Source organism: Martinezella miluonensis (genome assembly GCF_900094545.1).
GTDB classification, from domain to species: Bacteria; Pseudomonadota; Alphaproteobacteria; order Rhizobiales; family Rhizobiaceae; genus Rhizobium; species Rhizobium miluonense.
In genome coordinates this window covers 94247-116751 of record NZ_FMAH01000017.1, presented here as the reverse complement: position 1 = coordinate 116751, position 22505 = coordinate 94247, and the positions used below count along the sequence as shown (strand labels likewise).

At 60.6% G+C, this 22505-nt stretch carries 22 protein-coding genes; 8 read left to right on the top strand and 14 right to left on the bottom strand.

Going from position 1 to position 22505, the window contains the following annotated elements; translation table 11 throughout:
• Both GA0061102_RS15785 and GA0061102_RS15780 read left to right on the top strand, forming a co-directional pair.
• Positions 1-237: transposase (locus GA0061102_RS15785; RefSeq protein ID WP_208858657.1), on the top strand; the 237-nt coding region annotated here is incomplete at its 5' end.
• Between the two features lie 187 nt (positions 238-424).
• Entirely contained in the window at positions 425-1099 is a 675-nt protein-coding gene (locus GA0061102_RS15780; RefSeq protein ID WP_092850435.1) for a DUF1345 domain-containing protein, read from the top strand.
• A gap of 26 nt (positions 1100-1125) precedes the next feature.
• Here the strand turns inward: GA0061102_RS15780 and GA0061102_RS15775 are convergent, their stop codons facing one another.
• The 8 genes from GA0061102_RS15775 to GA0061102_RS15740 form a co-directional block, all read right to left on the bottom strand.
• A complete protein-coding gene (locus GA0061102_RS15775) occupies positions 1126-1299 on the bottom strand; it encodes a DUF1328 domain-containing protein (protein ID WP_092850432.1) in 174 nt (57 codons plus the stop codon).
• Between the two features lie 368 nt (positions 1300-1667).
• Positions 1668-3095: a gamma-aminobutyraldehyde dehydrogenase gene (locus tag GA0061102_RS15770; RefSeq protein ID WP_092850430.1), complete on the bottom strand. Its 1428-nt coding sequence runs from the start codon at positions 3093-3095 to the stop codon at positions 1668-1670.
• Positions 3096-3108: 13 nt separating this feature from the next.
• Positions 3109-3924 carry an ABC transporter permease gene (locus GA0061102_RS15765; RefSeq protein ID WP_092850428.1) on the bottom strand — a complete coding sequence of 272 codons (816 nt, stop codon included), beginning with the start codon at positions 3922-3924 and terminating at the stop codon, positions 3109-3111.
• Positions 3914-4888: an ABC transporter permease gene (locus tag GA0061102_RS15760; protein ID WP_092850425.1), complete on the bottom strand. Its 975-nt coding sequence runs from the start codon at positions 4886-4888 to the stop codon at positions 3914-3916. The genes GA0061102_RS15765 and GA0061102_RS15760 overlap by 11 nt, the downstream gene beginning before the upstream one ends.
• On the bottom strand, positions 4885-5871 hold the full coding sequence (locus tag GA0061102_RS15755) for an ABC transporter ATP-binding protein (RefSeq protein WP_092850422.1): 987 nt from the start codon (positions 5869-5871) through the stop codon (positions 4885-4887). Before GA0061102_RS15755 ends, GA0061102_RS15760 begins: the two co-directional genes overlap by 4 nt.
• Before the next feature lie 145 nt (positions 5872-6016).
• Positions 6017-7177: an ABC transporter substrate-binding protein gene (locus GA0061102_RS15750; protein ID WP_092850419.1), complete on the bottom strand. Its 1161-nt coding sequence runs from the start codon at positions 7175-7177 to the stop codon at positions 6017-6019.
• Positions 7178-7312: 135 nt separating this feature from the next.
• Entirely contained in the window at positions 7313-7939 is a 627-nt protein-coding gene (locus tag GA0061102_RS15745; RefSeq protein WP_092850415.1) for a 3'-5' exonuclease, read from the bottom strand.
• A 68-nt stretch (positions 7940-8007) separates the two neighbouring features.
• The gene (locus GA0061102_RS15740; RefSeq protein ID WP_092850412.1) at positions 8008-8916 is read right to left on the bottom strand and encodes a LysR family transcriptional regulator; all 909 of its coding nucleotides are present in this window, start codon (positions 8914-8916) and stop codon (positions 8008-8010) included.
• Positions 8917-9138: 222 nt separating this feature from the next.
• Here GA0061102_RS15740 and GA0061102_RS15735 point away from each other — a divergent pair, with 222 nt between their 5' ends.
• On the top strand, positions 9139-9951 hold the full coding sequence (locus GA0061102_RS15735) for a hypothetical protein (RefSeq protein WP_425348535.1): 813 nt from the start codon (positions 9139-9141) through the stop codon (positions 9949-9951).
• A gap of 41 nt (positions 9952-9992) precedes the next feature.
• Here GA0061102_RS15735 and GA0061102_RS15730 read toward each other — a convergent pair whose 3' ends face one another.
• The 3 genes from GA0061102_RS15730 to gltX are packed head-to-tail and all read right to left on the bottom strand — an operon-like array spanning position 9993 to position 13282.
• Positions 9993-10277, bottom strand: a complete 285-nt coding sequence (locus GA0061102_RS15730; protein ID WP_092850406.1) for a hypothetical protein — start codon at positions 10275-10277, stop codon at positions 9993-9995.
• Positions 10278-10312: 35 nt separating this feature from the next.
• Positions 10313-11809, bottom strand: a complete 1497-nt coding sequence (gene lysS, locus GA0061102_RS15725; RefSeq protein WP_092850398.1) for a lysine--tRNA ligase — start codon at positions 11807-11809, stop codon at positions 10313-10315.
• A 15-nt stretch (positions 11810-11824) separates the two neighbouring features.
• Positions 11825-13282, bottom strand: coding sequence for a glutamate--tRNA ligase (gltX, locus tag GA0061102_RS15720; RefSeq protein ID WP_092850390.1), 1458 nt, complete (start codon positions 13280-13282; stop codon positions 11825-11827).
• 361 nt (positions 13283-13643) lie between these two features.
• Here gltX and GA0061102_RS15715 point away from each other — a divergent pair, with 361 nt between their 5' ends.
• Positions 13644-14054: a hypothetical protein gene (locus GA0061102_RS15715; RefSeq protein ID WP_092850387.1), complete on the top strand. Its 411-nt coding sequence runs from the start codon at positions 13644-13646 to the stop codon at positions 14052-14054.
• Between the two features lie 47 nt (positions 14055-14101).
• Here the strand turns inward: GA0061102_RS15715 and GA0061102_RS15710 are convergent, their stop codons facing one another.
• From GA0061102_RS15710 to GA0061102_RS15700, 3 genes are all read right to left on the bottom strand, one after another.
• Entirely contained in the window at positions 14102-14845 is a 744-nt protein-coding gene (locus GA0061102_RS15710) for a TerC family protein (protein ID WP_092850384.1), read from the bottom strand.
• 139 nt (positions 14846-14984) lie between these two features.
• Positions 14985-15824, bottom strand: coding sequence for a GyrI-like domain-containing protein (locus GA0061102_RS15705; RefSeq protein ID WP_092850381.1), 840 nt, complete (start codon positions 15822-15824; stop codon positions 14985-14987).
• 106 nt (positions 15825-15930) lie between these two features.
• On the bottom strand, positions 15931-16617 hold the full coding sequence (locus GA0061102_RS15700; protein WP_092850379.1) for a TetR/AcrR family transcriptional regulator: 687 nt from the start codon (positions 16615-16617) through the stop codon (positions 15931-15933).
• A gap of 163 nt (positions 16618-16780) precedes the next feature.
• Between GA0061102_RS15700 and GA0061102_RS15695 the strand changes: the two genes are divergently transcribed.
• From GA0061102_RS15695 to xylB, 4 genes are all read left to right on the top strand, one after another.
• Positions 16781-18001, top strand: a complete 1221-nt coding sequence (locus GA0061102_RS15695) for an HlyD family secretion protein (RefSeq protein ID WP_092850376.1) — start codon at positions 16781-16783, stop codon at positions 17999-18001.
• A gap of 26 nt (positions 18002-18027) precedes the next feature.
• Positions 18028-19629 carry a DHA2 family efflux MFS transporter permease subunit gene (locus GA0061102_RS15690; RefSeq protein ID WP_092850369.1) on the top strand — a complete coding sequence of 534 codons (1602 nt, stop codon included), beginning with the start codon at positions 18028-18030 and terminating at the stop codon, positions 19627-19629.
• 252 nt (positions 19630-19881) lie between these two features.
• Entirely contained in the window at positions 19882-20907 is a 1026-nt protein-coding gene (locus GA0061102_RS15685) for a LacI family DNA-binding transcriptional regulator (protein ID WP_092850362.1), read from the top strand.
• Between the two features lie 36 nt (positions 20908-20943).
• Complete coding sequence (xylB, locus tag GA0061102_RS15680) at positions 20944-22401, top strand: xylulokinase (RefSeq protein ID WP_092850355.1); 1458 nt, start codon at positions 20944-20946, stop codon at positions 22399-22401.
• Positions 22402-22505: the final 104 nt, after the last annotated feature.

Here is a 22505-nt window from a genome sequence, read left to right as displayed (position 1 = left end):
GCCCGCGAGCGTACCGATGCCAACCGGCTCAAGCCCTGGGGCAAGGCCATCTACAAACGACGGAAAGAGACGGTCGAGCGCTCGTTTGCCGACGCCAAACAGTTGCATGGTCATCGCTACGCGCGGTTCCGAAGTCTCATCCGGGTCCAATGCCAGTGCCTGATGGCCGCAGCCGCCCAGAACATCAAGAAGATCGCAATGGCCCTCACCAAGGCCAGCCAACCGAGCCCCGCATAAGCAGAGGGAATCTGAACGGCCCGTTCAAAACATCCAGTCAACCTCGAAACTCAACACAAAATAAAACCCCGCCAAAAAATGACGGGGTTTGTCAGCGGTCTGGGCCCCGTATTGCGGGGCTTCCTTTTATTTGCCACTCTGAGCGACGAATCGGTTCTGACAGGCGATTTGCGATCGGGAGAGCGGCATGGATGCGCACGGACATTTGCATCGATCCAGATGGCTCGTGCTGTGGCGCAAGCATCACGTCATCGTGCTTTCGGTGCTCGCCGGTATCCTCGCTTTTCTGCTTCTGACGTCGCGTGATTTCAACGCCGGCAACTTGTTGATCGCCTGGGATACGACCGCGATCGTCTATATCATTTACAGCCTCTACCGAATGCTGACGGCTGACCCGCAGCGCATCCGCAAGCGCTCCGCCGATCTCGATTTCTCGGATGGATTTCTGCTGTTCCTGTCGATCACCGCTGCTCTCGCAAGCATTGGCGGCATCGCGCTCGATCTGCTGGGGGTCAAGGATGCCCCGCCCGAAGTCGCTTTCTACCGCGTGATGATGGCGATCGTGACGATCCTGATCTCGTGGGCGTTTCTGCACATAATGTTCACGATCCACTATGCGCACAGATATTACAGCAGCCCGGGCAAGGGGCAGGGGCTGAAATTCGCCGAGCCCTTGGAGGAGCCGATCTATTGGGATTTCCTCTATTTCTCTTTCACCATCGGCGTGGCAGCTCAGACCGCCGATATTGGCATTTCCACCATTTCGATGCGTAAGCTGGCGCTTCTGCATTCCATCCTGTCGTTCCTGTTCAACACAACGATTCTGGCGCTCGCCATAAACGTCGGGGCGAGCCTGATCTAGGCCCGCTCCGATGCGCCTCAATGTCGTCAGACGACGGCGTTGCCGGCCATGACAGCCAGGATCAGGAACACCAGGAAGATGATCATGAAGATGGTGAAGAGAACGCGCGCAACGGTTGCGGTTGCCGCCGACACGCCGGAAAAGCCGAAAAAGCCGCTGATCAGCGAAATCACAAAGAAAATGAGAGCCCATTTCAGCATTAGCAATCTCCTCTGCGTTGTACTTCTTAATGACGCAGAAGGAGGGTGAATTGTTCCGAAGCCGTTTTGATTGTGGAATTTGGGTTTGGCTGGTTTCGAAGTTTGCGGAGAGTACGGCACCCCCTCTGTCCCTTTCGGGACATCTCCCCCACAAGGGGGGAGATCGTTGAGAGTTTGTTGTCCGCTCTGTGAAAAGCGATAGGCGTCCGCTTCTGCGGATACGATCCTCACTAGGATGCGAGAGATTGCTATGCATTCCCAATCTCCCCCCCTTGTGGGGGAGATGTCACGGAGTGACAGAGGGGGGTACGGCGGTGCGACAAACTCAAGAAAGCTGGGTTGATCGAAAGCCCTACCCCAATCGCCTCTCACCCATGATTGATCATGACATGCCGGACGGCTGTGTAATCTTCGATAGCGTAGACTGACATATCCTTGCCGTAGCCGGATTGCTTCAGGCCGCCATGCGGCATTTCGTTGACCAGCATGAAGTGGGTGTTGATCCAGGTGCAGCCATATTGCAGCCGGGCGGCGGTCTGCATGCCGCGGCTGATATCCTTCGTCCAGACCGAGGAGGCTAGGCCGTAATCGCTGTCATTGGCCCAGGCGACGGCGTCGTCGGGGTTCGTGAAGCGCGTGACCGAGACGACGGGGCCGAAGACTTCGCGGCGGACGATCTCGTCGTCCTGCGTGGCGCCGGCAACCACAGTCGGTGCATAGAAGAAGCCGCGTTCGCCGGAGATCTTGCCGCCGGTAGTGATTTCCATGTGCTTGTGTTCGGCGGCGCGGGCGACGAAGCTTTCGACGCGGTCGCGCTGGCGCTTGGAGATCAGCGGGCCGATCTCGTTCTCGGTGTCGTCGGCGAGGTTGAACTTGATGCTTGACACGGCGGAGGTCAGGTCGGCGACGAAATTGTCGTAGACCTTGGCGTCGGCATAGATGCGGCAGGCAGCGGTGCAGTCCTGACCGGCATTGTAGTAGCCGAAGGTCCGGATGCCGGCGACGACGGCATCGATGTCGGCATCGTCGAAGATGATGACCGGGGCCTTGCCGCCGAGTTCGAGATGCGTGCGCTTGACCGTCTTGGCGGCGGCCTGCAGCACTTTTTTACCGGTGGCGACATCGCCTGTGATGGAGACCATGCCGATCTTGGGGTGGTTGATCAAAGCGTTGCCGACACTCTCGCCGCGGCCGAGGATGACGTTGACGACGCCTTCCGGGAGGACATCCGCCAGCAGCTTCGCCATCTTCAGCGCCGTTAGCGGCGTCTGCTCGGAGGGCTTGAAGACGACGGTGTTGCCGCCGGCAATGGCCGGCGCCAGCTTCCAGGCCATCATCATCAGCGGATAGTTCCAGGGGGCGATCGAGCCGACGATGCCGATCGGGTCGCGGCGGATCATCGAGGTGTGACCGGGCAGATATTCGCCGGCGACCGGGCCATGCAGGTTGCGCACCGCGCCGGCAAAGAAGCGATAGCAGTCGACGATTGCCGGGATTTCGTCATTAAGGACGGCGTTGATCGGCTTGCCGCAGTTCAGCGCTTCGAGCGTTGCGAAGCCTTCGGCATCCCTCTCGATGGCGTCGGCGATCTTGAGAAGATAGGCTGAACGCTGGCTCGGTGTGGTCTGCGACCAACCCGTGAAAGCCTTTTCGGCAGCGTCGACGGCAGCATCGATCTGGCCGAGCGAAGCCTCTGGCAGGGCGAGCACGGTCTCGCCCGTTTTCGGGTTGAGGACGCGTTCCTCCGTTTCCGTGCCGGCTTCGAAGCGGGAGCCGATCAGCATCTGGGTATCCATTATTATCTCCCTTTCATTTGCCGCCGCCGGCGATCTGGTCGCCGTCGCGGGTAAGATAGTAGGCTGCCAGGATCGGCAGGAAGGTGACAAGCACGACGACCATGGCGACGACGTTGGTGACGGGTCGCTGGCGTGGGCGAATGAGTTCCTCCAGCATCCAGATCGGCAGCGTCATTTGCTGGCCGCCGGTGAAGGTGGTGACGATGACTTCGTCGAAGGATAGTGCGAAGGCAAGCATGCCGCCGGCAAGCAGCGCCGTACCGATATTCGGCAGGACCACATGGCGGAAGGTCTGGAAGCCGTCGGCGCCAAGATCCATGGATGCCTCGATCAGCGAACCGGAGGTGCGGCGAAAGCGGGCGACGGCATTGTTATAGACAACGACGACGCAGAAGGTGGCATGGCCGAGAACGATCGTCCAGACCGAGAACGGGATATCGAACAGGCTGAAGGCCGAGCGAAGCGCAATGCCGGTGATGATGCCGGGAAGTGCGATCGGCAGGATGACCAGCAGCGAGATCGCCTCGCGGCCGAAGAACTTTGTCTGGCTGACGGCGGCGGCGCAGAGCGTGCCGAGCAGCAGGGCGATCGCGGTTGCAATGGTCGCCACCTGGACGGAGAGCGCAAGCGACGACCATATGTCCGGCCGGTTCCAGGCAATGCCGAACCATTGCAGCGTGAAGCCCGGCGGCGGCCACTGGTAGCTCTTCTCTTCGGTCGTGAAGGCATAGACGAAGATCAGCAGGATCGGCAGGTGGAGGAAGAGCAGGCCGCCTGCGGCTGCGGTCTTCAGCGGAAATGAGGCGCGTTGGCCGCGATCAGAGCGCATCGAAAGCTCCCTGTTTCCTAGCGATCCAGAGATAGATGGCCATGATGACGATGGGTACGACCGAGAAGGCGGCGGCCAGCGGCACGTTGCCGGCAGTGCCCTGCTGCGCATAGACAGCCTGGCCGATGAAGAGGCGCGAGGAGCCGACGATCTGCGGGATGATGTAATCGCCCAATGTCAGCGAGAAGGTGAAGATGGAGCCGGCGACCACGCCCGGCAAAGCGAGTGGCAGCAGCACCGTGCGGAAGGTCTGGTTCGGCGTTGCGCCGAGATCGGACGAGGCTTCGAGCAGGTTGGCCGGTACGCGTTCGAGAGCGGCCTGCGTCGGCAGGATCATATAGGGCAGCCAGATATAGACGAAGACGAGGAAGGTGCCGATGTAGCTGACCGACAGGGAGTTGCCGCCGATGACGGGCAAAGCGAGCACGCCGTCGAGCAGCCAACCGAGATGTAGCTTGGTGAAGATCCAGGTTAGGATGCCTTCCTTGGCAAGGATGAGCTTCCAGGCATAGACCTTCACCAGATAGCTCGACCAGAGCGGCAGCATGATGCCGAGATAAAACAGCGCCTTCCATTTTCCCTGCGCATAGCGGGCCGCATAATAGGCGATGGGGAAGGCGACGAAGGAGGATGCTAGCGTGACGAGGGCGGCCATGACCACCGTGCGGACGATGATGTCGAAATTGGCTGTGTTCAAAAGCTGCGCATAGGTCGAGAGGGTGAATTCGTAGTTCACCATTCCCGAGAAGTCGTCGATCGAGAAGAAGCTCTGCAGCAGCAGCGCGATCAGCGAGCCGATATAAATGATGCCGAGCCAGAGCAGCGGCGGCGTCAGCATCAGGAACAGCAGCAGCTTCGGACGGCGCCAGAAGAGGTCCGAGAGGCGGCCGAAGACGCCGCCGCGGCTCGGCAGGATCGACGCCGGCGCGTGCTGCGCCGAGGTGGGGAAAGCGGCGGCGTTCATGCGGCGTCATCCATGTAATGCACATCCGCCGGCAGCCATGCGAGGCGGACGGCAGCGCCGGTGTCGGGCGCCGACTGGCCTGCCGGCACGGTGACATGCAGGCGGGCGCCGTTCGCCTCCACCGAGAGGCGGGTAGCAGCACCGAGAAAGCTTGTCGCTTTCACGGTCGCTGCCACGCCGCTCTCCTCAGTCAACCGTATCGCTTCCGGCCGCAGGCTTGCCCAGCGTCGTTCGCCGCCGAGCGACGACATGGTTTCCGGGGCGATGACATTGGAGGAGCCCACGAAATCCGCGACGAAGCGGGTTTTCGGCTGTTGGTAGATCTCATGCGGCGTTCCCTGCTGCACGATGCGGCCGTCGTTGAAGACGGCGACGCGATCGGCCATGGACAGCGCCTCACCCTGATCGTGAGTGACGAAGACGAAGGTGATACCGAGCGCCCGTTGCAGGCTCTTCAGTTCTTCTTGCATCTGTTCGCGCAGTTTCAGGTCGAGAGCGCCGAGCGGTTCGTCGAGAAGCAGCACCTTCGGCTTGTTGACCAGCGCCCGGGCGAGCGCCACGCGCTGGCGCTGACCGCCGGAGAGCTGGCCGGGGCGGCGAGCGCCATAACCCGACAGCTTCACCAGCTCTAGCGCCTGTTCGGCGGCACGCAGCCTTTCGCTTTTGCCGACACCCTTGACCATCAGCCCGTAGGCGACGTTGTCGAGAATATTGAGATGCGGAAACAGGGCATAGTCCTGGAACACCGTGTTGACGTTGCGCCGGTAGGGCGGCACGCCTTCGGCGGTTTCGCCGAAGATTTCGATATGGCCGCCTGTGGGTTGCTCGAAGCCGGCAATCAGCCTGAGGCACGTGGTCTTGCCGGAGCCGGAGGGGCCGAGCATGGCGAAGAATTCGCCGGGTGCGATTTCGAGATCGACGCGGTCCACAGCGCGGACCTGGCCGAAATGGCGCGACACCTGCTGGAAACGAACGGCGTTCATTGGTTTCTCCAAGATATGCAGAATGTTTGAAACGATGCCAGCCGGACCGGATCAAGATCTGGTGTGCTGCAGGAGCCGGTGCTTCAAAGTGCCGGCGGGATCGCCGCTCCGTTTTTTCGGAGCGACGAAGGCCCATGTCGGCTCGTTATCTGCCGCCGATCACGCCGATATAGTCGGAGACCCAGCGATGATAGGGCACGCATTCGCTCTGGCTGGTGCACTTGGCGACGGGGGTCTTCCAGAACTTGATCTTGTCGAAGTGGTCGTAGCCGTTGGTGGCGCAACCGCTGTCGGTCAGGAGCTCGTCGCCCTTGCAGGCTGCCGGAACGGAGGGTACGGCACCGAACCAGGCGGCCGCATCACCCTGAACTTTTACCTGGAGCGAATGCTCCATCCACATATAGGCGCAGTTCGGATGTTCGCTGTCGGCATGCAGCATGGTGGTGTCGGCCCAGCCTGTCGTTCCCTCATCCGGGAAGGTGGAGGCGATCTTCTGCTTGTCAGTCTGCAGCAGGTTCACCTGGAACGGCCAGGAGCCGGAGGCGACGACGCCTTCGTTCTTGAAGTCGTCGGTCTGGATCATCGCGTCATGCCAATAGCGGCTGACGATCTTGCGCTGGCCGCGCAGCAGTTCGAGGGCGGCCTTGTACTGGTCTTCGTTAAGCTCGTAGGGGTCCTTGATGCCCAGCTCGGGCTTGTGGACCATGAGGTAGAGGGCGGCATCGGCGATGTAGATCGGGCCGTCATACGCCTGGACGCGACCCTTGTTGGACTTACCATCAGGCAGCGTCGTTTCTTCGAAGACGATATTCCAGCTCTTCGGCGCCTGACCCTTGAAGGCGTCGGTGTTATACATCAGCACATTCGGCCCCCAGAGATAGGGGACGCCGTAATGGACGCCGTTGACCGTGTGCCAGGGGGCATTCTTCAGGCGTTCGTCGAGGCTCTTCCAGCTCGGGATCAGGTCGGTGTTGATCGGCTGGACGCGCTTGCCGGCAACGAGGCGCAGCGAGGCGTCACCGGAAGCGGTGACGAGGTCGAAGCCGCCTTCGTTCATCAGCGCGACCATTTCGTCCGATGTCGCGGCGGTCTTGACGCTGACCTTGCAGCCGGTTTCCTTCTCGAAACCTGTGACCCAATCGTAATTCTTGTCGCTTTCGCCGCGCTCGATATAGCCAGCCCATGCGACGATGCTGACGGCACCTTCGCCCTTGCCGAGCGTCTTCAGCGGCTCGGCGGCAATGACCTGCGTGGCGAAACTTAAGCATGCAAGCGCAGCCGTGCATGACTTCAGCAGATGCTTCATCGGACTCTCCCGGTTTTTGAGCCTTGATATTGTGGAGCCAGTGTCTGGCTTCTTGTTCCCGGAAGAAAAGGTGATCCGATTTTGCCGCATTCGCAAATTCATTTATCAGAAAGGCGATATCGGAAATTCCGATTCCTAATCTCTGATGCGTGCGAGGTCGAAGGTTTCGGGCTGTAGATTTCCTGCCTTCATGAGGTGTTGCAGCGTGTAGGAAACGGAAAGCGCGTCGTCGAGCGCATCATGGCCCTGAAGCGGTGGATGCTGCACGCCATAGTAGTCGGCAAGTTTGTTGCTCGGCGTCTTTGCCAGATCTTCGACAGGCATTCCCGCTGCCAGCAGAAGCTTGACGGCATTGTCGAAGCGATGCGCCGGAATGGAGGGCTGAATTCCGGCGACATAGCAGCTGATCGCCATCATGTTCAGCTCGTCCTTGCCCCAGGACCAGAAGCGAGCGCCGTCCGAGAAGCGGTCCAGACCGGCGAGAGCGTCCTGCAACAAGACGCCTTCGGACCTGATGTTGTCCTCGGTAATGCCGGTGAGGGCGGTGAAGAACGGGTCGAGCGCATATTGAGCACCAAACCTGTCGATGGGGCGAACATGGGCCTTATAGCTACCCAGAATAGGGAAATCGCCTTCGAGGCCAAGTTTGACGGCGCCGACCTCAGCGATGACCGGATCGGGATCGTGAGCCGCGCACCAGAACCGGCGTTGCGACCCTTCAAGGCAAAGGAACTCACAGTCAAATATGATGGCGGTTTTCATATCTCGCCCTCGCTGCTCGAACGATCTTCGATTGTATTCCATGCATTGGCGCCGGAAGATCGCCCCTGTTACCGTTGTCGTCCCGTGCGCATGCTTTCGGCGACGCCGACGAAGTCGCGGGCGGCCTGTGGCAGGCTGGATCCCTTGCGCCAGACCATGCCGACCTGCACGACCGGCAGCGAGCCGGAAACGTCGCGGCTCTCGATGCGATCGCCTTCCAGCGACCAGGGGCGATAGACGAGATCCGGCAGCAGCGCGACGCCGGCGCCGGTCGCCACAAGGCTGCGCACCGCCTCGACCGAGCGCGTGCGGAAGGCGACATGGGGGCGGGCGCCGAGTGCGCTCAGCAGCTTGCCGGTATTCTCCTCGATCTCGTCGATGGTCAGCATGATCAGCGGTTCGCGGCTGATGTCGGCGACGCTGATGATGTCGGCCGAGACGAGGGGATGGCCCATCGGCAGCCAGAGGCGATAGGGCGAGGTCTCGAGGATCTCGGCCTGCAGTGCCATGCGGTCGCGAAGGTTGGAAATGACCATGACGGCGACATCGAGTTCGCCGCCAACCAGAAGATGTTCGAGATAACCGCCATTATCCTCGATGGCGCTGACTTCGACGCCGGGGCAGGCGCGGCGATAGCGGGCCAGAAGATCCGACAGGACATAGCCGGCGACGAGCGACGTCACGCCGATATTCAGCGTACCGCCGGCCTCGTTCCGCTTGCCGGAAAAGCTGGTTCGCGCGTCGGAAACGGTCGCGAGAATCTTTGTCGCATGGCGCAGGAACTGGTGACCGTTATGGGTGATGGAGAGCCCGCGCGGATGGCGTTCGAACAGCTCGACGCCGAGGTCGCCTTCCAATTCTTTCAGGGCTTCGGTGACCGAGGATTGCGAGATCGACAGATTCTGGGCCGCGCGGGTCACCGAACCCTGCTCTGCGACGGCAACGAAATACTGCAACTGTCTCAAGGTGAAGGCCATTAAAGGGTTAGAGCATGTTCGCGGCACGGAAAGCAAGCTCTCGTCAAAGCTGTGAAAGTTTGGACCTTTTTTGGTAAAGATACCGCGAGGGACGCAAGTTTTGCCTCCGTTTTAAGTATTCCGAAACGCCAAATCCCTAACGTGAGGGGTGATCATCTTTATCGCCTTGGAGTGGTCTATGCTGGAGCAGTTGGCGTGAGCGCCTTACTGCACATTTTCCGGATGCCCCGGAAGTTTGTCGTCCTGATCGGCGGAGCGGCCTTTCTCATAGGCTGCTCCGGCGTTTTGGCGATTTATGTCGGCAAGGACAAGCTTCTCGGTCTTACCTCTGCCTCCCGCAACGGGCTGCAGTGCACGGACATCAATCTCGTTACCATTCGCAAGGACAATCGCTTCTGGGTGCGCAAATATATCCGCACCCAACCGACCGATGGCATGACGCGCGTGACGACTGCGCTGCGTGTCGCCAAGGCCGTTTATCAGGAACAGAAGCCGGACCTCGTCCAGGTTGTGGTTCTCGACGAGAAAGGGCCGACGCTGCGCTCCGACATACGGGGCCGGGCGCTGGGGGCGGATGTCGTCTATGTTCCGCATCCCGAGAAGCTTGCCGACGGCAGCAGCGAGGTCCCGCTTACCGCGCGCTATTATGATGGTGACGCAAGCACGGCTGGTCTGTTTTATGGCGAGCAGATCACCATGATGCCGCACGACATCGATACTGCCCTTGCCGGGTTGAAGGACCTGAGCGATTGCGACAATGCGCTTGCGGCAGACAATAGACCCGGCGATGCCAAGAAAGACAAGCTAAAGGCAGCAATCGCCGCGGAAGAAAAAGCGGCTGCCAAGCAGGCAGAGAAACAAGATAGCAAGCCTGCTCCGCCCGAGCCGAAATCGACCGGCAACGTGCGGTCGGACTATGACGAGAATGGCGAGTTTATCGGTGCCGACGCGACCAGCGACGAAAAGGGGCCGTCACAGGGACTGGATCCGACCTTGACGGGTGCTGCCGACCGGCGGTCGCCCGTCACGAACTGATCGGAAGTGTCTTTGCGCCGGCCAGCGCAAAGACAAGTTCCTCAATCTGCCAAATGTTTCTCGCCGATAGCCTGGTAGAGCGCGAAGAGCGCCTCGTGAACTTCGCCGGCAAGACGGTAGAAATCGGGATCTGCCAGGATAGCGGGGTGCTGCAGCAGATGATCGTCGGTCATGTCGAGCATGATCGACGTCGTGTGCATCGCCTCGTGGCAACCAAAAGTTCCCGGCTTGTATTGCGACAAATCGACATCACCGATCTCTGCAAGATCGGCCTGTCGCTGCAGTTCGCTGTCGGCATCTGCCGCCGATGTCTCTTTCTCGGTCATGGTTCGCACCTTTGATCTGGGAAGGCGGGATTGCCTCAATCGGCCTTGGCGCGCCGCGCCGGGAAGAGGATGATATCGCGGATCGACGGCGAGTTGGTGAGCAGCATGATGAGACGGTCCACGCCGATGCCCAGGCCGCCTGCCGGAGGCATGCCCTGATCGATGGCATCGAGGAATTCCTCGTCCAGCTGCTTTTCCTTCTCGCCGCGCGCATGTGCCTGCTGGAGCTGCTCGACCATGCGGGCGCGCTGCTCTTCCGGATCGTTGAGCTCCGAGAAGGCGTTGCCGAGTTCCCAGGCGTTGCAATAGGTCTCAAAACGCTCGACGAGGCGCGGTTCGCCCGGCACTTCCTTGGCGAAGGGCGAGATGTCCTTCGGGAAATGCGTGACGTGCGCCGGCTGGATCAGCGTGCCCTCGACCTTCTCTTCGAAGATGAAGGCGAGGCATTCGCCCCAGGTGGCGTCCTTCTCGACGGCAAAGCCGGCGGCCTTGGAGGCAGCACGGGCTTCTTCGTCAGTCTTGATCGCCAGGAAGTCGATACCGGTCGCTTCCTTGACGGCATCAGGCATCGGCACGCGGCGGAACGGGCCCTTGAATGAGATCTGCTTGTCGCCGAAGGTGAATTCGGTGCTGCCGTGGATCGACATGGCGAGCGTCGAGAACAGCCGCTCGACGAGGTCCATGATGTCCTCGTAGTCGGCATAGGCCCAGTAGCACTCCATCATCGTGAATTCAGGATTGTGCCGGGTGGAGACGCCTTCGTTGCGGAAGTTGCGGTTGATCTCGAAGACCTTGTCGGTGAGGCCCGAGACCAGCGTGCGCTTCAGGAACAGTTCCGGCGCGATGCGCAGGTACATGTCGAGTTTCAGCGTGTTGTGATGCGTCTTGAACGGCTCGGCGGTGGCGCCGCCATAAACCGAATGCAGCATCGGCGTCTCGACTTCCATGAAGCCGTCATTCTCCATGAAGCGGCGGATGCCGGAGACGATGCGGCTGCGCTGCTGGAAGCGAAGCTTCGATTCCTCGTTGGTCATGATGTCGAGGTGGCGCTTGCGGTAGCGCAGCTCGATATCGGACAGGCCGTGCCACTTCTCGGGCATCGGCAGCAACGACTTGGTCAGCATGGTGATCTGCTGCGCGTTGATCGTCAGCTCGCCGCGCTTGGTGCGGCGCACGACGCCGGTGACGCCGATGATATCGCCGATATCGATCATCGGCAGCAGGCTGCGGGCCTCTTCGCCGGTCGCGTCCTTGTGGCTGAAGATCTGGATCTTGGCCGAGGCGTCATGGATGTCCATGAACATGCCCGAGTTGCGCGAAGAATAGACGCGGCCGGCGACGGTCACGACATCGGCGGTTTCCGTATCCGGCTCCAGGCCTTCGTATTTCGCAGCCAGTTCGGCATTGGTCATCGTCCGGTGAAAATGCGCCGGATAGACGTCGCCGATCTGTTCGCGCAGTAGCTTCAGCTTCTGCGCGCGAACTTCCGTTGCGTCGGAGGAGAGGGTGGCGGTTTCGGTCTTGTCGTTCATGGTTTTACGTCCGGTTCAATTCTTCGGGCCGACGAGGGTCGCAACGGTCTGGGCGGCAAGTTTCAGCCGCTGGCGCACGACGGAACGGCCGAGGATGGCCATGCTATCGAAAAGCGGCAGGGAGCGCGAGGAGCCCGAGACGGCAACGAAGAGCGGCGCGACGATGACCTTCAGCTTCTTGCCCATGCGGTCAGCGATGGCGCGCAGCTCGGCTTCGATCGTCTCGACATTCCATTCGAGGATCTTCTCGAGGTCGGGCTGTACCGTGTTCAGGATTTCCAGCAATTCTTCCGGCGTCGACTTGATCCTGGCGAAAGCAGCTGGATCGAGGTTGAGATCGGACTTGAACAGGAAACCGGCGAGATCGGGCAGCTCGCCGAGCTTGGTGATGCGCGACTGCGAGAGCTTGAGGCCTTCCTTCAAGCGGTCGTTCTCCATCGCCCAGGTCAGGACGCGGTGCTGGAATTCCTCTTCCGAGAGCTTCTCGCGAATCCAGCGGCCGTTCAGCCAGTCGAGCTTCTGGATATCGAAGATCGCGCCGGCCTTGGAGAGGTTTTCTGGGTCGAATTTTCCGGCGAGCTCGTCCATGGACAACAGCTCTTCGCCTTCGGCGATCTGGATGAAGAACAGGCCGAGGAAGTTCATGAGCGCCTCGGGGATGTAGCCGAGGGCCGTATAATAGGAGATCGACGTCGGGTTCTTGCGCTTCGACAGCTTCGACTTGTCGGCATTGCGCATCAGCGACAGGTGCATGAAAACAGGCGCTTCCCAGCCGAGATACTGATAGATCAGGATGTGCTTGGGCACGGAAGCAAGCCATTCTTCGCCGCGCGCGACATGGGTGATTTTCATCAGATGGTCATCGACGACGTTGGCCATATGATAGGTCGGCATGCCGTCGGCCTTGAGCAGAACCTGCATGTCGACGGCATCCCACGGGATTTCGACATCACCGTAAACGCCGTCATGGAATTTGCAGGAGCCTTCGGTCGGTATCTTCATGCGCACGACATGCGGCTCGCCGGCTGCAACCCGCGTGGTGACTTCCTCGGCCGAAAGGTTCAAACAGTGGCCGTCATACTTTGGCGGCAGGCCGGCGGCGCGCTGCGCCTCGCGCATCTTTTCCAGGCGCTCCGGCGTGCAGAAGCAGCGGAAGCCGTGGCCAGCCGTCACGATCTCTTCGACGTAGGGCTTGTAGAGTTCCTTGCGGTCGCTCTGGCGGTAAGGGCCATAAGGGCCGCCGACATCGGGGCCTTCGGACCATTTGAGGCCGCACCATTTCAGCGCGTCCAGCACCTTGGTCTCGAATTCCGGGGTGGAGCGGGTTGCGTCGGTGTCCTCGATGCGCAGGATGAACTCACCGCCGTGTTTCTTGGCGAAGAGATAGTTGAACAGCGCGATGTAAGCGGTACCGACATGCGGCTCGCCGGTGGGGGAGGGTGCGATGCGGACGCGAACGCCTGAAGTGGTCATCTTGTTTGCCCGTCATAAAGGGCCAGGCAGCGCTCGGGACGAGCGCCGTCCAGCCGAAGATGTGTATCTGGATCAGGAAACCGGCCGGAAAAGGGCGTCTTGCCGCTTCTATTCCGCGTTTTCCGTATGGCTGGCTTAGGCCATATTCAAGGGTTGGCGTCAAGGGAAACTGCGCTCCGAGATGGACAGGAAAGCGCCACCGGGCTTGCTGCGGCGCGTTTCGGACTTACTTGCCAATGCGCGCGGCCTCTTTACCCTTCGTAAGGCTATCTGCATGAAAGCAAACAGTTCGGCGAATTTTGTTTGCAATTTGTGCGGCAGTGGCGGAATGAAGTCTTCAATCAGTCACCGCGAGGAAGCAATGAAGAAATTGATTTTGAGCCTTTTGTTGACAGCCGCCATGTTCGATGTAGCTGCGGCTCAATCGACCATTACACGCGACGGCTCGGCGAAGCTGATCGAATCCTACCGCGCTTATATCGGCAGCGACGACCTCTACAATTCCAAGGGCGAGCGACTGACGGCGCCCTGGCAGATCATACGACAGGACCGCGCGAACTATCATGCCTATCGCCGCCGCGACCGTGGTGACCAGGGGGACAGCTTCTTTTCGCTGCCGTCAAACCGGGCGAAGCTCGAAGAGATGCTGGCAAACGGCAACATCGCCGATGACGCCGGGAACCTCATCGTTCGCGGCAATGTCTGGGTCAAGGTCGATATTTACGGACGCGGCGATGTCGGCGAATATGTCGACATCCACGTTCAGGACTGATCGGGCAAGATTAAAGCCGCACCGGTTTCGGGGTGCGGCTTTCTCGCTCAATGGCCGCCGGATGCCTTTTTCCGGCGGTTTCTGGCCAGCATGTTGAGCACCTCGACGAGGGCGGAGAAGGCCATGGCGGCGTAGATATAGCCCTTGGGCACATGCACGCCCATGCCTTCGGCGATCAGCGTCGTGCCGATCATCAGCAGGAAGGCCAGCGCCAGCATGACGATGCTCGGGTTCTTCTCGATGAAGTTGGCGAGCGGGTTGGCGGCCACCAGCATGACGGTGACTGCAGCGATCACGGCGATGAACATGATCGGCAGATGCGGCGTCATGCCGACGGCGGTGATGATGCTGTCGATCGAGAAGACCAGATCGAGCAGCAGGATCTGGCCGATGGCTGCGGCAAAGGTCGAGGTCGTCGACTTGGCGATGAAATCCTCGCCTTGTTCCTGCGGATCGACGTTGTGATGGATCTCCTTCGTCGCCTTCCACATAAGGAAGAGGCCGCCGCCGATGAGGATCATGTCCTTCCAGGAAAAGCCCTGGCCGAGGATCTCGAAGACGGGGGTCGTCAGCTGGACGATCCAGGCGACGGTGCCGAGCAGGGCGAGGCGCATGACAAGGGCAAGGCCGATGCCGATCTTGCGGGCTCTGTCCCGGTGTTCGGCGGGCAGCTTGTTGGTCAGGATTGAGATGAAGATGAGGTTGTCGATGCCAAGCACCACCTCCATGACCACGAGCGTGACGAGCGCGACCCACGCGCTCGGATCCTGCATCAGCACCACAATATTCATGGATGATTTCCCCGCTGTCAGCTTTCTATCGGCTTTGCCGATGCTGACCCCCAGCCCCGGCCTTTAAGAATGGCCGTAATGTAAGGAGTGCCGTCTCCGGTACAAGCACCGCCGCCATTTTCGTGGCGGCGGGCACTGATTAGGCTTTCAGCGGGATCCAGATTTCAGTCACGCCCATGCCGGTGTGCGGATCGAACCGATCATCGTAGCGTTCTATCATGTCCGGTACACCGGCCGCCTGATGACCTGATTGCGGAAGCCACTCGCCGAAGATCTGGTGCACTGTCGCTGAGATGCCGGAGATATGGCCGCGATGGGTGAAGATCGCATAGCGCTGCGGCGGCAGTTTCGTGGTGACGAAGCCTTCGGGCAGGTCGTCTGTGCCGGAGATTTCGGCGGCCGACATGTAACGAAAGCTTTCGCTGCCTTCTTCCACCTGGGTGCAGATGCCGTAGGCGACATTGCCCTTCTGGCTGGGAATATGGCCGAAATGCTGGTTGAATTTCTGCCAGAGCGAGGGGATCGCCTGCGTGGCCTCGTGGGCGTAGGTTTCCGCAAGGCCGGCAAGCAGCATTGCCGGATGGCTTTCGAAGCGCGGGGCGTCGAGTTTGGGAAGGCGGGTGTCGTCCATTCTGATCGGCTCCTGTAGAGCGAGGTTGCGAACGTGCCCCTGTTTACGCAGGCTTTCCGGCGTCATGCCGAACTGCTCGCGAAAGGCACGGGTGAAAGCCTCGTGCGAGCCATAGCCGGCATCGAGGGCAACCTGGAGAATGGTGGAGGAACTGTCGACCAGTGCGAGGGCCGCGCCGCTCAGGCGACGGCTCCTGATATAGCCGCTGATCGAATGGCCTGTCGTCATTCCGAAGACGCGCGACAGATGATAGCGCGACAGACCAGCCGTCTCGGCGATCTCGTCCAGCGAGATATCGGACGTGAAATGGCTTTCGATGAACCATATCGCTCTTCCGATCGCGCTCATACTAAACTCCCCTGGTTGCCGGACCAGTCATATGCGCGCAGTCGCGGCGATGCTTGATCACCATTGCGGAGTTGGGGGCCTCCGCTCGCCGGCAATCGCAGAAGCGTCAATCCCGACCCCGGCGATCGGTGCCGTAAGCCGCGAGGAAGACGCGCACAGCGCCGCGCACGACATAATCGATTTCGTCTGCCGAAGGAGGAGCGTCCATGTCGCCGAACAGCCGCAACTTGAAATAACCGCCACTGGCCATCTCAAGGAATTGGCGCGCAGCCAGGTCGAAGTCCTGTATCTCCACGCTGCCAGCCTCGGCCTTGCGCTCCAGAAAGCCGCGCAAGACGGTGCGCAGATTGTCTGGGCCGGTGAAGAAGCGTTGACAGAGCGTTGGCATGCGTTCGCGCACGCCAACGACCGTCCGCATGGCGCTGATGGTCTTATCGGATGTCACGTGCGTTGCGAAAACCTTGCCGAATTCGAGAAGGCTGGTCGAAATATCGGCGTCATCGACAAGAGCGGCACGCACGATTTCGACGAAATGCGCACGTTCGCTATTTACGATGGCGGCGAACAGATCTTCCTTGTTGGCGAAATAGACGTATAGAGTGCCCTTGGAAACGCCGGCTTCACGGGTGACGTCGTTCATACTCGCCGCATCGAAGCCCATTTTCATAAAGACACGCTTGGCGCCCTCGAGAATTTGATGACGTTTGGCCGGATCTTCGCCGGCAGCCCAGCGTCCGCCGGAGCCTGGGACAGGTGCGTTCAACACAGCGGCATTTTGCGATTCGTGTTTCATCGTCTCCTTCACTCGACCATTTTTTCTGAATCTTAATCAGATTCGCCAAATAAATCGAACCACGCGGTTCGATATCTCTTGATATGGAGTGAAAAAGGCTCTATGTCAATTGAACTGAACCGTTCGGTTCGATTATTTTACCCAGATTTTCGGTGGTAGGGCAATGTCGTCAAGTCATGGAAACAATGTAGCGCGCATCGTGAATGAGCCCGCTGATGCCGAAGCGGAAGCTCGGGGAGCAGGCGTATCCGCCGATGCTCCTGTCGCCGAAACGCGCGGCAACCCGACCCCCGCCCAGGCTGCGCCCGCATCTCCGGCCCCCGCGGCCCCACCGCTGCCGGAAAAGAAGCGGCGCAGCCTGGCTTTCCCGATCATCATCGCCGCTGCTCTCGCAGCAGGCGGCTGGTATGGTTATGAATGGTGGACGAACGGCCGCTTCATGGTATCCACCGACGATGCCTATATCGGCGGTGACATCGCAACGATCTCGCCGAAGGTCACGGGCTATGTCGCCAAGGTGAGCGTCGTGGCCAACCAGAAGGTCAAAGCCGGCGACGTGCTCGCCACGCTCGATGACGGTGACTACAAGCTGGCGCTGGAGCAGGCACAGGCTTCGTACGACACCGAACAGCTTTCACTCCATACTATCGATGCACAGATCGCCGCCGGCCAGGCCGCTCTTGCCCAGTCGCAGGCCCAGAAGGTTGCCCTGGACGCCACTGTTCGTGGTGCCCAGATCACCCAGACGCGCGCTGCTGAACTGCAAGCCAAGTCGGTCGGCACCACGGCCGCCTTGGATAGCGCCAACATCGCGCTCGACCAAGCCAAGGCCAACCTGGTCGGCGGTGATGCCGCGATTGCTTCGGCACAAGCCAACATCAACCTGCTGCAGGCGCAGCGTCGTCAGGCCGAAAGCACGATCAAGGGCCTCGCGGCCGCTCGTGACAAGGCTGCCCGCGACCTGTCCTTCACCGTGTTGAAAGCGCCTTATGACGGGATCGTCGGCAACCGCTCGGTCCAGGAAGGCGACCTTGTCTCTCCCGGACAGAAGCTAATGGCGATCGTGCCGACCCGGCAGCTCTATATCGACGCGAACTTCAAGGAAACGCAGATCCAGCATCTGGTTCCCGGTTCCAAGGTCAATGTTCATGTCGATGCCTATAGCGATCATCCGATCGTCGGCACCGTCGAATCGATCTCGCCGGCTTCGGGCTCGGTCTTCTCGCTGCTGCCGCCGGAAAACGCGACGGGTAACTTCACCAAGATCATCCAGCGCGTGCCTGTCCGCATCGCATTGCCGCAGGATGCGCTCAATACCGGCCGTCTGCGCGCAGGCCTCAGCGTCGTCGTCGACGTCGATACCCGCACGGCACCGGACAAGTAAGCGATCAAGCTCGGGAGAGACGCACGATGTCGTCCGCCAGCACTACAGCCGGATCCCCCCCACGTGTGGCCGGGCCCGCCGCGCCGGCGGCGGATCATATCGACACGAAAAAGCTCATCGCCTTTCTGGCGATGGTGCTAGGCATGTTCATGTCGATCCTCGACATTCAGATCGTTTCGGCATCGCTCAGCGAAATCCAGGCCGGCCTCAGCGCCGGCTCGGATGAAATCGGCTGGGTTCAGACGGCCTATCTGATCGCCGAAGTCATCATGATCCCGCTTTCGGGAACGCTGGCACGCATCATTTCCACGCGCTACCTGTTCGCGATTTCGGCCGCCGGCTTTACCGCAGCGAGCGCGCTTGCCGCGACCGCCACCAACATCGATCAGATGATCATCTACCGCGCCCTGCAGGGCTTCATCGGCGGCGGCATGATCCCCTCGGTCTTTGCGGCTGCGTTCACGATCTTTCCGCCGTCCAAGCGCAACGTCGTCTCGCCGATCATCGGCCTGATCGCCACGCTTGCGCCGACAATCGGGCCGACCGTTGGTGGGTATCTTTCCAATGCCTTCTCATGGCACTGGCTGTTCCTGGTCAACATCCCGCCTGGCATCGTCGTTGCCATCGTCACCTGGAATTTCATCGATTTCGACAAGCCCGAACTGTCGCTGATGAAGAAGTTCGACTGGTGGGGCCTGTTTTCGATGGGCGTTTTCCTCGGCGCGCTGGAATATGTGCTCGAGGAAGGCAATACGAACGACTGGTTCAACGACAACTATATCGTTGTCGGCGCTATTGCTTCCGCCATCGCCGCGGTCATCTTCTTCTACCGGGCGTTTACGGTCGAATTCCCCGTCGTGGATCTCAGAGCCTTCACCAACAAGAACTTCGCCTTCGGGTCGATGTTCTCCTTTGTCATGGGCATAGGCCTTTACGGCCTGACTTATATCTATCCGCTCTTTCTCGCGCGCATTCGTGGCTACGATTCGCTGCAGATCGGCGAGACGATGTTCGTGTCCGGCTTGGCTATGTTCTTTACGGCGCCGCTTGCCGGCTTCCTGGCGAGCAGGGTGGATCTGCGCATCCTGATGATCATCGGTTTCACCAGCTTCTCGGCCGGTACCTACATCATGATGCATCTGACGGTGGATTGGGATTTCTGGGAGCTGCTGATCCCGCAGATATTGCGCGGCTTCGGCCTGATGCTCTGCATGGTGCCGATCAACAACATCGCGCTCGGAACCATGCCGCCCGCCCGCATGCGCGGCGCGTCCGGCCTGTTCAACCTGACGCGTAACCTCGGTGGCGCCGTCGGTCTCGCGATCATCAATACACTGCTGACGAACCGGCAGGATCAGCACTATTTCAATCTGCGCGACCATATTCATTGGGGCAGCCATGCGGCCGTTACCCAACTGAACAATATGGCCGCGAACTTCAACGCCTCCGGACTGGATGGCCAACAGGTCGCCTTGAAGCGGATGGTCGGCATGGCGACGCGGCAGGCGGTCGTCATGTCCTTCGGGGATATTTTCCTGATGCTGACCGTGCTGTTCCTGGCGATGATCCTCGGCGTTCTCATGCTCAGCAAGCCTGGCGTGCCGGGCGGCGGAGGTGGAGGCCACTGATCCAGCGTTTAGAGCGCTTCCGCTTTTCTTTGAAATGCGAAATTTCTCTATCCTCTTGTTTTCTTACGCATTCCGGACGGAAAACCGCTGCGCACTTTTCCTGGAAATGCTTTTAAAGAATGCTCCCAAGGCATGGCCCCTCCTCGTGAGGGGCCTTTTTTTGTTCCGATCACGAGCAGAAAATCGAGTGTGTGAAAATTTCTGATTTACGTACATCAGAAATCGCAGTAAGGGTTTATGCAGGAGGAGCCGATGAGACCGACCGTGCATGACATCGCTGCTGCCGCAGGCGTCAGCCTCGCCACCGTTGACCGTGTGCTGAACCAGCGGCCGGGCGTGCGGCTGGTCACGCGCGAGAAGGTGGAGGAGGCCATCCGCCAGATCGGCTATATCCGCGATGTCGCTGCCGCCAATCTGGCCAAGGGCCGCGTCTATCCCCTCGTTTTCATCGTGCCGACGGGCGACAATTCCTTCATGCATGGGCTACGTTCCGAGGTGCATCACGCGACCTTGCGCGCGAGCATAGAGCGCACGGATATCCGCATCGTCGAAGTACCGGCTTTCGATGTGCCGGCGCTTGTTGCAGCGCTCGACGCATTGCAGGGGCAGGATATTGCCGGCGTAGCACTGGTGGCGACCGATGCGCCTGAGGTGCGGGCCGCGGTCGACCGGCTGGTGTCCGAGCGCATCCCCGTCGTCACGCTGGTTTCCGATCTTACCGATTCCACCCGTCATCACTATGCCGGCATCGACAATATCGCCGCCGGCCGCACCGCTGCCCGGCTGCTCGGGCGGTTCCTCGGCGGTCGTGAAGGCGATCTCACCGTTCTCGCCGGCTCCATGCTGGTGCGCGACCATCGCGAGCGCTTGCAGGGGTTCTCTGCCGTGATGGCGGCGGAGTTTCCCAAGCTGCGGCTGCTGCCCGTACTGGAAGGGCGCGACGATCCCGAGCGGACGAAGTCGCTTGTCTCCAAGGCGCTGTCCGAAAACAAGGACATTATCGGCATCTATAGCCTCGGCGCCGGCAATAGAGGTCTGATTGCAGCCTTGAAAGCCGTTCGGCCCGAGCGCGAGCTGACAGTAGTCGTGCATGAACTGACGCAGCATACGCGCGTGGCGCTGGTGGATGGCACGATTGATGCCGTTCTCAATCAGGATGCGGGCCACGAGGTGCGCAGCGCCGTCCGCGTCATGAAGGCGACTGCCGACGGTCAGGCTGTTATCGCCGATCAGGAGCGCATACGTCTCGACATTTTCTTGAAGGACAATCTGCCCTGACATTTAAACGCGGCAGAGCATAGGGAGTACCATCTGATGTATTTGGGTCTCGATCTTGGAACGTCCGGCGTCAAAGCGATGCTGATCGACGGCAACCAGAGGATCATCGGTTCCGCCAATGGCGGGCTTGACGTATCGCGCCCGCATCCCGGCTGGTCCGAGCAGGACCCGGCCCACTGGATCCGCGCGACGGAAGAGGCAGTTGCCGGTCTGAAGGCAGCACATCCGAAGGAACTGGCGGCGGTGCGCGGCATCGGCCTTTCCGGCCAGATGCACGGTGCGACGCTGCTTGACGCCGATGACAAGGTGCTGCGCCCCTGCATTCTCTGGAACGATACCCGCAGCTACCAGGAGGCTGCTGCGCTCGATGCCGATCCGCGTTTCCGGGCGTTGACCGGCAATATCGTCTTCCCCGGATTTACCGCCCCGAAACTCGCTTGGGTCGCCAAGCATGAGCCGGAGATTTTCGCTAGAGTGCGCTGGGTGCTGTTGCCGAAGGACTATCTGCGTCTTTGGCTGACCGGTGAGCACATGTCGGAAATGTCGGATTCCGCCGGCACCTCCTGGATCGATACCGGCAAGCGCAAATGGTCTTCCGAGCTGCTGGCAGCGACCAATCTCGATGAGAAGCAGATGCCGACGCTAGTCGAAGGCACTGAAGTTGCCGGCAAGCTGCGCGGCGAACTGGCCTCGAAATGGGGCATTGCCGGCGACGTCGTCGTTGCCGGCGGGGCAGGGGACAATGCGGCCTCGGCCTGCGGCATGGGCACGGTGAGCCATGGCGCCGCTTTCGTTTCGCTCGGAACGTCAGGCGTGCTCTTTGCCGCCAACGGCTCCTACCTGCCGAAGCCGGAAAGCGCAGTCCATGCTTTTTGCCACGCGCTGCCGAACACCTGGCACCAGATGGGCGTCATCCTGTCGGCGACCGATGCGCTGAACTGGCATTCTGGTGTCACCGGCAAATCCGCTGCAGACCTCACTGGCGAGTTGGGCGAGACGCTGAAAGCGCCGACAAGCGTCACCTTCCTTCCCTATCTCTCGGGCGAGCGCACGCCCCACAACGATGCAACGATCCGCGGCGCCTTTATCGGCCTCGGCCATGAAAGCGGCCGCGCGGTGCTGACGCAAGCCGTGCTTGAGGGCGTATCCTTCGCCATTCGCGACAATCTGGAAGCGCTGCGCTCTGCCGGCACCGACATTGCGCGCGTGACCGCCATCGGCGGCGGCTCGCGTTCCCGCTATTGGCTGGCCTCGATCGCCACCGCGTTGGGCGTGCCTGTCGACCTGCCGGCGGACGGTGATTTCGGGGCGGCCTTTGGTGCCGCTCGTCTCGGCCTGATCGCTGCCACCGGTGCCGATCCCGTCGCTGTCTGCACCCCGCCGCAGACGGCCGGCACGATCGATCCTGTGGCGTCGCTGACGGATGCCTATGCGGATGCCTACAAGCGCTATCGGGCCGTTTATCCGGCAATCAAGCCGCTGTCGGCGCATTGAAATAACATGGCGCATGGCCCCTCATCCGCCCTGTCGGGCACCTTCTCCCCGTTTTGACGGGGAGAAGGGGACAGACGCACCATCACCGTCCCTCTCATCTCTGA

What these genes read in the sequence shown, in the direction of transcription:
- lysS (WP_092850398.1), bottom strand. Translation starts at nt 11,809, where the DNA reads ATGAACGACAAGACCGAAACCGCCACCCTCTCCTCCGACGCAACGGAA.
- GA0061102_RS15760 (WP_092850425.1), bottom strand. Translation starts at nt 4,888, where the DNA reads ATGAACGCCGCCGCTTTCCCCACCTCGGCGCAGCACGCGCCGGCGTCG.
- GA0061102_RS15755 (WP_092850422.1), bottom strand. Translation starts at nt 5,871, where the DNA reads ATGAACGCCGTTCGTTTCCAGCAGGTGTCGCGCCATTTCGGCCAGGTC.
- GA0061102_RS15695 (WP_092850376.1), top strand. Translation starts at nt 16,781, where the DNA reads ATGTCGTCAAGTCATGGAAACAATGTAGCGCGCATCGTGAATGAGCCC.
- GA0061102_RS15770 (WP_092850430.1), bottom strand. Translation starts at nt 3,095, where the DNA reads ATGGATACCCAGATGCTGATCGGCTCCCGCTTCGAAGCCGGCACGGAA.
- gltX (WP_092850390.1), bottom strand. Translation starts at nt 13,282, where the DNA reads ATGACCACTTCAGGCGTTCGCGTCCGCATCGCACCCTCCCCCACCGGC.
- GA0061102_RS15780 (WP_092850435.1), top strand. Translation starts at nt 425, where the DNA reads ATGGATGCGCACGGACATTTGCATCGATCCAGATGGCTCGTGCTGTGG.
- GA0061102_RS15765 (WP_092850428.1), bottom strand. Translation starts at nt 3,924, where the DNA reads ATGCGCTCTGATCGCGGCCAACGCGCCTCATTTCCGCTGAAGACCGCA.
- GA0061102_RS15735 (WP_425348535.1), top strand. Translation starts at nt 9,139, where the DNA reads ATGCCCCGGAAGTTTGTCGTCCTGATCGGCGGAGCGGCCTTTCTCATA.
- GA0061102_RS15750 (WP_092850419.1), bottom strand. Translation starts at nt 7,177, where the DNA reads ATGAAGCATCTGCTGAAGTCATGCACGGCTGCGCTTGCATGCTTAAGT.
- xylB (WP_092850355.1), top strand. Translation starts at nt 20,944, where the DNA reads ATGTATTTGGGTCTCGATCTTGGAACGTCCGGCGTCAAAGCGATGCTG.
- GA0061102_RS15715 (WP_092850387.1), top strand. Translation starts at nt 13,644, where the DNA reads ATGAAGAAATTGATTTTGAGCCTTTTGTTGACAGCCGCCATGTTCGAT.
- GA0061102_RS15775 (WP_092850432.1), bottom strand. Translation starts at nt 1,299, where the DNA reads ATGCTGAAATGGGCTCTCATTTTCTTTGTGATTTCGCTGATCAGCGGC.
- GA0061102_RS15685 (WP_092850362.1), top strand. Translation starts at nt 19,882, where the DNA reads ATGAGACCGACCGTGCATGACATCGCTGCTGCCGCAGGCGTCAGCCTC.
- GA0061102_RS15690 (WP_092850369.1), top strand. Translation starts at nt 18,028, where the DNA reads ATGTCGTCCGCCAGCACTACAGCCGGATCCCCCCCACGTGTGGCCGGG.
- GA0061102_RS15700 (WP_092850379.1), bottom strand. Translation starts at nt 16,617, where the DNA reads ATGAAACACGAATCGCAAAATGCCGCTGTGTTGAACGCACCTGTCCCA.
- GA0061102_RS15745 (WP_092850415.1), bottom strand. Translation starts at nt 7,939, where the DNA reads ATGAAAACCGCCATCATATTTGACTGTGAGTTCCTTTGCCTTGAAGGG.
- GA0061102_RS15730 (WP_092850406.1), bottom strand. Translation starts at nt 10,277, where the DNA reads ATGACCGAGAAAGAGACATCGGCGGCAGATGCCGACAGCGAACTGCAG.
- GA0061102_RS15710 (WP_092850384.1), bottom strand. Translation starts at nt 14,845, where the DNA reads ATGAATATTGTGGTGCTGATGCAGGATCCGAGCGCGTGGGTCGCGCTC.
- GA0061102_RS15740 (WP_092850412.1), bottom strand. Translation starts at nt 8,916, where the DNA reads ATGGCCTTCACCTTGAGACAGTTGCAGTATTTCGTTGCCGTCGCAGAG.
- GA0061102_RS15705 (WP_092850381.1), bottom strand. Translation starts at nt 15,824, where the DNA reads ATGAGCGCGATCGGAAGAGCGATATGGTTCATCGAAAGCCATTTCACG.